The sequence below is a fragment of the Methanomicrobiales archaeon genome (genome assembly GCA_030019205.1).
In the GTDB taxonomy this organism is placed as follows: Archaea; Halobacteriota; Methanomicrobia; order Methanomicrobiales; family JACTUA01; genus JASEFH01.
Map to the genome: position 1 here is coordinate 39,608 of JASEFH010000020.1, position 7,793 is coordinate 47,400.

Consider the following 7,793-nt stretch of genomic DNA (forward strand, 5'->3'; position numbering starts at 1 on the left):
CTGTCAAGCCACCGCCCCTTCCGCGATGGGCAGGATAGTATATCGCTCTCCAGAGTGATAGATTATGTGTGCGAGAAGAAGAGCGTGACTGGGCGGTCTACTGCCTGATCAGCGGAGGCAGGGCAACGACACGGGAGTCGATCGTCGGCATCCTTGACCTGGACCCGGACACCATCGAAGAGTCCCTGCAGCGGCTGGAGGCGAGCCTTCTCATCGGGCGGGAGGGCGCGGAGCTGAGGGCGCTCTCGATCGGAGAGTCCATCGTGCGCTGCCAGGCCCGGTACAACGACGACTTTCCCGTCTACGTGGAGAACGGCGTGATCAAAGTCAGACAGAAGAGGATGCCCTGATGGTGCCGGCCGTCGCGGTTCTCCGCCTTGGCCACCGTCCGGTCCGGGATCAGCGGGTGACCACGCACGTTGGGCTGGCAGCCCGGGCCTTCGGGGCAGAGGGGATCTACATCGCGGCCGAGGACGCGGGCCTCGTCCAGAGCCTGCGAGACGTGGTGGAGCGCTGGGGCGGGCAGTTTTTCGTGCAGGACGGGGTGAAATGGCGGCGCTGCATACAGGAATGGAAGGGGGGTGGCGGCACTGTCGTCCACCTCACCATGTACGGGATGCCCGTCCAGCAGGTCGTGGCGAGAATCCGCGCCTGCGAACGGGTGCTGGTCGTGGTGGGGGCGGAGAAGGTGCCGGGCGAGGTATACGGGCTCGCCGACTTCAACGTCGCCGTGACGGGTCAGCCGCACTCCGAGATCTCCAGCCTCGCGGTGTTTCTGGACCGCCTCTTTGAGGGGCGAGAACTAGAGCGGGAGTTCCCCGGCGCCCGCATCCGCGTTGAGCCGAGCGAACACGGGAAGAAGACGCACGAAATATGCTAGGGCGGGTTCTCGTCGCGGGTTTTGCCACGCGGCACGTGGTGCAGTCGGCTCGCCGCGCCGGCTACGCCGTGTACGCGATCGACCACTTCTGCGATCAGGATCTCGGCTGGTATGCGCAGGAGTGCGTGAAATTCCAGGAACTGGACGAGATCGGGGAGAAGGTGGCGGAGATGGCGCGTCTGCACTCTATCGACATCCTGGTCGTCACATCGGGCGCCGAGGAGATCGCCGCCCCGGTACCCCTCTACGGGACCCCGCCCCGCCAAGTCGAGCGTTACCTCGACAAACTGGAGATCCAGCGGTTCCTGGAGGAGAACCGTTTCCCCGCACCGCCTCTTGCCGCGGCGGGGGAGTATCCCGCCATGCTGAAGCCCCGCCGGGGGGCGGGGGGATGGCGGAACCAGATGGTGCGCAACACCGAAGAGGAGGCGCGCTGGCGGGAGGTCTTCGGCGATCACCCCTACATCGCCCAGCGTATGGTCTCTGGAACGGCGGCCAGCGTCTCTTGCCTGGCGGACGGATCGCGTGCGCGGGCTGTGGCGGCCAACCGCCAGCTGCTGCGGGGGGAGGGGGAGCGGCAGTTTGGATTCTCCGGCTCCCTCACGCCGCTCCCGAATCATCCGCTCTCCGCACGGATGATCCGCCTTGCCGAGGAGATCGCCGGGGCAAGCGGCTGCATCGGATCCATCGGGGTGGACTTCGTGCTGGGTGAGGACGCCTTCGCCATCGAGATCAATCCCCGGTTCCAGGCAACGCTGGACACCGTGGAGATGGCGACGGGGCTGAACCTCTTCCGCCTCCATATGGACGCCTGCCGTGGGCGGCTGCCGGAGCGCATGCCGGCGCCCTCGCGGTTCGCCGTGCGCCGCATCCTGTTCTCGGAGCGCGATCGGACCATCCGTGCGGACCTGGCCCCGCTCTCCCCCCGGGTGGCGGACATCCCCTGGCCGGGAACGGATGTGGAGGAGGGGCAGGCGATCATATCCCTCTATGGCTGGGGAGAGACCCCCGAAGCGGCGTTCGGGATGCTCGACAGGACGACTGATCAGGTGCGGAGGCTGCTGCAGTAACGGCTGAAAGAATCCGCCCACTCAGTCATCCCGCAGCCCATCGAGAAACCGAGACAGCGGCGGGGTGAGAGGGAGGGATCTCTGGATTCAAGAACGGCACAGCCTGCCCGGTGAGGGGCCATTCTCCCGGCGACGATCGGATGCGATGCATGCCTTATCGCACACGAGGGCGATGGAGTGCGCTCCCCTCCGCCATTCCGCTCCCACACCCCTGCTCGCGATTCATCCGGGTGAACGACATATGCCGTCTCTTCCCGTATCACCGCTCCCTGCGGGATTTTTCTTGGAGACTCACGACCGATCCCGTCCCGCTCACGGTTGGAACGCAGATCTGATCAGCCCTCAGAGAGGGATCGCGTTCGCAACCCGTTGCAGAGAATCCCATCCTCCCCTATTCGGGCGCGATCTCGCCAATGGTGAGGGGGCTATGCCCCCTGCCGCGAACGCTCCCAGCATGCCCTCTCGAGTCGAGCTGGACGGGGTCGCCAGCCCCGCAGAAAATCGCCTGCCCGGGTTTCCTCACGGGAGTGCGGAGGACTCTCGATCCCGAGAGAGCGCTCCAGCCGAACGGCAGCAGGCGCAGTCTATTTAAGTGCAGCATCACAATGCATACGTAGCTTTTGGTATCATTTACGATACGGGGGATAGATCACGGAGAGACGGGCATGGTGAAGAAAGAGGATCTTCTGGAGGACCCAGCCATTCGGATCTACCTGCACCGCCTGGTGGGAGAGGAGGGTCTGGATCTGCTGAGAAGGTTTCCCGACGAAGGCGAGTACAGCGACGAGGATCTGGCCGCCAAGACCGGTATCAACCTGAACACAGTACGGCACACGCTCTATACGCTCTACGAGAGGAGGCTCGCCGAGTACCGCAGGATCAAGAACGCCGAGACCGGCTGGCTCACCTACCTCTGGAAACTGAACCTGAATGCGATCTATGACGCCATCCGCGAAGATATGCGGGCGATTCTCGAGAAGCTCGAGGCCCGTGAGCGGTTCGAGGAGGAGAACGACTTCTTCATGTGCGCCGACTGCGGACGGTTCACCTTTATCGAGGTGGCCGATCTCGGCTTCATATGCCCCCGCTGCGGACAGGAGGTCGCTCACTACGAGAACGAGATGCTGCTCCGTGCCCTGAAAAAGAGGACGGCAGCCATACGAGAATGTCTGGGGCAGTGATCGGGGACCCCGAGAGGATCCTCATCGAGACAGGTGTCGATGCCGGAGTGCTCGCTCACTGCCGGGCCGTCGCGGCCGTCGCACGGGCATGGGAGGGCAGCCCCCTGGTCGACCGGAACCTATTGAGAGCGGGCGCGATGCTGCACGACATCGGACGCAGCGTCACCCATTCGGTCGAGCACGCGCAGATCGGCGCCTCACTCTGCCGCTCGCGGGGTCTGCCGGAGCCGGTCGCACGGATCGTGGAGCGGCACATCGGCGGCGGACTTACCGCCGACGAATGCAGCCTGCTGGAGATTCCCCCGAAAGACTGCATGCCGCAGACCCTCGAGGAGCGGATCGTCGCCCACGCGGATAATCTGGTTGAAGGCGATCGGGAGGCTTCCATCTATCGGCTGCTGCAGCAGTCCACATGGCTGAAGAGGCGGTATCGGAAGCGGATCTACCGCCTCTGCCTGGATGTGGAGCTGTTCAGAGGATGATCTTCCGAACCGCAGGGAGGCTCTTCAACTCCTCCAGAACGCCGGAAGGCAGCGGTTCGTCCAGGATGACGACCAGCCGTGGCTCCTCGCTGAAGTAGGGATCGGTGACGAAGATCTGGCGGAGGTTGAGGTTGTGGCGGGAGAGCACGCCCACCACCGCTCCCACGATACCCCGCTCCTGGGCGTTGCGCGGGAGCACCGTGATCACCGAGAGCCCGAGGTGTTCGGCGACGCGCGAGAGATCGGGCGTCGCCCGAATGTTCAGGAAGATATCCTTCAGAAACGGCCGATCCAGGATATGCTGCGCCGTCGCATCCACCACCCGTCTGTCGGCCCCGATCGCCTTTGCTATGTGCGTGGCGGGAATCTCCACGCCGTTGCAGGCGATCTTCCCGCTTTCGCTGATCCCGAATCCGTTCTCCAGCAGGAACCGCACCACCCGTGCCTGGGAGGGGGAGTCCTGAAACTCCCGCATGATATCCGCCCACATACCGGATTACTTAGCATGGCACAGGGATATACATGGATGGTTGCATGCGCCGGAGCGCCGCAAGACCGGATCTTCCCGCGGCAATCTGCCGGCGTATGGCTGGCGCCTCTCCGAACGCAAGGTATTTGAGATGACAACACGAAGTACTAGAGTCGAGCGAGGGTTGCCGAGCCAGGTCAAAGGCGCTGGCTTGAGGGGCCAGTCTCGAAGGAGTTCTTGGGTTCAAATCCCATCCCTCGCATATTCTCAGGTGTCTTGCCTCTCTATTCCCAAAGATGGACCATCTCAGTTCCGTCGAATGGCTTTTTCAGGTACCCGGCAAGAATCCTTCGGTGACGATACTCATGCCTGGCTTCAGCACACAGGAAGCATGCCCGGTTCACGGCATTCTTTGAAAAATCTTTGAGCACTTCCCTCTCTTTGATTCGTTTCAGATATTGCCAATTGTATCCCATCTACGTTTTTCCTCATATTTGAACGCGTTCAATAATCCCTCTGTCGGTGCGCACTTTTTCATGTGTTAATAGTGCGGAATCTTTTGTTTCTATGACGGAGAGGAACTAAGCTCATCAGAGAGAAAATGGTGGTTCACGAGATATCGACCTCATGAGATTGTTCGCGGCTTCTTCCTGTTCTGGTTCGCCACTTACAGCTAACCAGACGCTGCCTTCAGCTCCGCAAACGCCGCCACCGGCAACCAGCTCTGCCTTTGCACCAGTCAACAGGACGATGGCGTCGATCTCCGTAAATACCTGACCGGGTACGGGAAGGAGGCGTGGGCCATGCGCTCCTGGCACATTTAATTTTCCTGCCAGGTCATCAAGATCGCCAGAAATGCGCTTTTCCAACCCGACAGGCACCATCAAACGGACGCGGCGGCCAACTACGGCCTGATGTGGTTGACGACTTAAAAAAAAAAGGTGATATTATCCTGAAAGGGGCAAATGCTCTCGATCCGAATCGGAAACGGGCGGCTATTTATATAGGTCATCCCGAAGGAGGAACGATTGGCGTCGCATTGCAGAAATTGTTTTGCCCTTCTGCCAAACGCCGTCGGTGATTATCACGTCACCGGGGAATTTGCTCTCATCGGGCGGCCGTCCGGTGTCGGTTGTGGGATGAGATGGGGGAAGGGCGATGCCACGGAAGAACCGGGTTCGACTGAAGCCCTCCCTTCTTTTCATTGTCGCAAATATTTCCTCGGCCACGTAACCGTTTGTTGTACCTGCCACGATTCCAAGAGTCCCACAATCAAGTGTCCTTCGCATTTCAGGATGCACTGCCAGTGCTTTGCCGATAAGTCTCTTCCCCGCGGCCGGTGTGGTGAGGAACTGTCTCATGCCATGAATCTCCCCTGTTGATAATCGTATTCAAATCTCAAGATCGCCATGCCGCGTCGGAGTGTCATGGTATGACAAAAAGAGGAGTCACTGGTCATTATCGTGACAGAATGCCACTCATGAAAGGGCATGCATTGGTTGTCCTCTCGAATCGGATGGTCAATACCCTTCTTTTTATAGGTTTTTGCCAAGATTGTAGGCTTTTTTCAGATTTGTCTCCCTTGAGGACCTGTCCTGCGGCATCATCCCTCCAAGAATTTCCATCGTCGCTTCTTTCACACCCACACCAAGCAATCTATCATTTATCATGACACGTCGCATGCTCTCGGCAATACCCGTCCCTTCGAGGTGTTCTCCTGTGTGACCTGTCGAACAGATTACTATTGCTCTTCTGATGGAAATCTTCGTCTGCCTTTGTCCATTTTCATCATAATAATAAGCATATCCGTATGTCAAAACTCTGTCAAACCAACCTTTGAGCTTTGCAGGGCAGTCACTCCACCATACCGGATAGATAAACGCCAGGGCGTCGGCACGGTTAATCTTTTCCTGTTCTCTGGCGACATCGTGTGGTATCGGTGCATCGGGATCAAGGCCGACTTCCCGGTGATACTGGTCTGCATCCATTTCTGATTTGAATCCCATCGCGTATAAATCGCCAATTTCGTATGTATGCCCCGCTTCTTTGAGACCTCGAGTGAATGCATCGAGAACCTCCCTATTGAAGGATATTTTGCTCGGGTGAGTGAAGAGAATATAGACATGCATATTGTCTATGTTTCGTCTATCCCTAAAAATATTGATAATGTCAAAATAATCGTCAGCAGGGGTTTTCCTGCCGGGGAAATGCGGCACGGGTGTTGGGAATATGGTTTGGGCAGGTGGATATTGCGCGCGTCGCCATGAAAAAAAAGCATTGAAGTGGCGTTTGGCAATCCCTTCCCTCGCATCTTCTGGATTCACGGGTATTTCGATCCATTCGCAAAGATCACTGGGAAGTTGCCCTCGGCAAACGATCCTCGCATCATCATGCATGGTCGGGGAGAGCGTACGTTCCGGAGGGTCCTTCCGAAAGGATTGCCTGCTGTCAAAGTCGGATACCGGTCTTCAACTTGCGGAGAATCTCGCCTCCGCCATGGAACGGAGCCTGGATGCAGAGGGATGGTGAGGTAGACTTCGGCAGATGCGTGCCGTTCCGCGGGTTAATTTTCCAAAGTGATCAGCGCGAGGTATCAGCGCGAGGTGTACCAGCTCCCGAGCAGGGGCTGGTATTCCCGATGCTCGCCGCGGAGCTGCATCCCGATGGCGATGCACTCTTCGGCCCTGGTGCGGTTGCCCGGGGGCTGGTGACAGACCGCTTTGTTGTCCCACGCGGCGTCGTAGCGGGGGTTGATCTCGAGTACGAGATCGAAACTTTTGAGCGCTTCGTCGATCAGGCCTAGGTAGACCGGGCACACCCCCCTTCCGGAAGGCAGCTCCCAGATGCCCTCAAGCTCAAGCACTCTGTTGAAGCAGTTCAGGGGCGGTGCACGGTGGCCCATCTTGATCAGGCAGGCCCCCTTGCCCATACAGGCATCCAGATCCTTCGTATTTGCAGCGATGGATTGATAGAAACGCTCGATTCCTTTGTCCGTCCTTCCCGCATGTGCCGATATCCCTGCACGATGTGATATGGCCCTGCCCCAGCATCTTTCGAACAGCGCCCTTGATCATCAGGCGCCTATGCAATAACCGTCGTGATCTACTATTCCGATATCCTATACTTATAAGAATTCAAAGATTAGAAATTCGAAAAGGAATTTAATTGCATTGCACTGAAAAATTCTGGTAGTGTCCCGATAATTCTGTAAAATTGAAATTGCCCTGTATCCAACACCAATTGACCAAAGGAGGGACACAGGGCAATGGTACCTGAGGACGTCATACGACATTACCTTATCGACAACAAGCAGGGGATGATCCAGCTTCTCACCGGGTTCCTGAATCAGGTGATGCAGACAGAAGCGGAGGAACAGGCCGGAGCTGCCCGGTACGAGAGGACCGATGGAAGAAAGGCCCATCGGAACGGATACAAAGATCGGTCGCTGAAGACGCGAGTCGGAGAACTCACCCTCCAGAAACCGCAATTCCGGGAATTCCCCTTTGAGACGCAGGTCTTCGAGCGCTACTCCCGAGTCGAGAAGGCCCTGGAGAATGCTATCATCGAATCCTACCTCCAGGGCGTATCGACCCGGAAGATTCAGGAGATCGTCTCTCACCTCGGCGTGGACCGGATCTCGCCCTCAGCTGTCTCCCGGATTGCGCAAGATCTCGATGAGAAGGTTCAGGAGTTCCTGAACCGACCGATTGA

11 protein-coding genes and 1 tRNA gene are annotated in these 7,793 nt (G+C 58.5%); 7 read left to right on the forward strand and 5 right to left on the reverse strand.

Annotated elements, in window-relative coordinates:
- Positions 1 to 68: 68 nt before the first annotated feature.
- From QMC96_10605 to QMC96_10625, 5 genes are all read left to right on the forward strand, one after another.
- A complete protein-coding gene (locus QMC96_10605) occupies positions 69 to 350 on the forward strand; it encodes a MarR family transcriptional regulator (GenBank protein ID MDI6877206.1) in 282 nt (93 codons plus the stop codon).
- Positions 350 to 880 (forward strand): tRNA (cytidine(56)-2'-O)-methyltransferase, encoded by a 531-nt coding sequence (locus QMC96_10610; GenBank protein ID MDI6877207.1) that lies wholly within the window; start codon positions 350 to 352, stop codon positions 878 to 880. Before QMC96_10605 ends, QMC96_10610 begins: the two co-directional genes overlap by 1 nt.
- Positions 874 to 1,950, forward strand: a complete 1,077-nt coding sequence (locus tag QMC96_10615) for an ATP-grasp domain-containing protein (protein MDI6877208.1) — start codon at positions 874 to 876, stop codon at positions 1,948 to 1,950. Before QMC96_10610 ends, QMC96_10615 begins: the two co-directional genes overlap by 7 nt.
- Positions 1,951 to 2,615: 665 nt before the next feature.
- A complete protein-coding gene (locus QMC96_10620; protein MDI6877209.1) occupies positions 2,616 to 3,131 on the forward strand; it encodes a transcription factor in 516 nt (171 codons plus the stop codon).
- Positions 3,116 to 3,613, forward strand: coding sequence for an HD domain-containing protein (locus QMC96_10625; protein MDI6877210.1), 498 nt, complete (start codon positions 3,116 to 3,118; stop codon positions 3,611 to 3,613). The genes QMC96_10620 and QMC96_10625 overlap by 16 nt, the downstream gene beginning before the upstream one ends.
- Here the strand turns inward: QMC96_10625 and QMC96_10630 are convergent.
- Positions 3,603 to 4,103 (reverse strand): regulator of amino acid metabolism, contains ACT domain protein, encoded by a 501-nt coding sequence (locus tag QMC96_10630; GenBank protein ID MDI6877211.1) that lies wholly within the window; start codon positions 4,101 to 4,103, stop codon positions 3,603 to 3,605. The two genes, QMC96_10625 and QMC96_10630, sit on opposite strands and share 11 nt — an antisense overlap.
- A gap of 156 nt (positions 4,104 to 4,259) precedes the next feature.
- Between QMC96_10630 and QMC96_10635 the strand changes: the two genes are divergently transcribed.
- Positions 4,260 to 4,344, forward strand: a tRNA-Leu gene (locus tag QMC96_10635).
- Positions 4,345 to 4,672: 328 nt separating this feature from the next.
- Here QMC96_10635 and QMC96_10640 read toward each other — a convergent pair.
- From QMC96_10640 to QMC96_10655, 4 genes are all read right to left on the reverse strand, one after another.
- Positions 4,673 to 4,951 (reverse strand): hypothetical protein, encoded by a 279-nt coding sequence (locus QMC96_10640; protein MDI6877212.1) that lies wholly within the window; start codon positions 4,949 to 4,951, stop codon positions 4,673 to 4,675.
- A gap of 126 nt (positions 4,952 to 5,077) precedes the next feature.
- The gene (locus QMC96_10645; protein ID MDI6877213.1) at positions 5,078 to 5,443 is read right to left on the reverse strand and encodes a hypothetical protein; all 366 of its coding nucleotides are present in this window, start codon (positions 5,441 to 5,443) and stop codon (positions 5,078 to 5,080) included.
- Positions 5,444 to 5,617: 174 nt separating this feature from the next.
- Positions 5,618 to 6,211 (reverse strand): NAD(P)H-dependent oxidoreductase, encoded by a 594-nt coding sequence (locus QMC96_10650; protein ID MDI6877214.1) that lies wholly within the window; start codon positions 6,209 to 6,211, stop codon positions 5,618 to 5,620.
- Between the two features lie 464 nt (positions 6,212 to 6,675).
- Entirely contained in the window at positions 6,676 to 7,011 is a 336-nt protein-coding gene (locus QMC96_10655) for a hypothetical protein (GenBank protein MDI6877215.1), read from the reverse strand.
- 336 nt (positions 7,012 to 7,347) lie between these two features.
- Between QMC96_10655 and QMC96_10660 the strand changes: the two genes are divergently transcribed.
- A partial coding sequence (locus tag QMC96_10660) for a transposase (protein MDI6877216.1) occupies positions 7,348 to 7,793 on the forward strand: 446 nt, incomplete at its 3' end.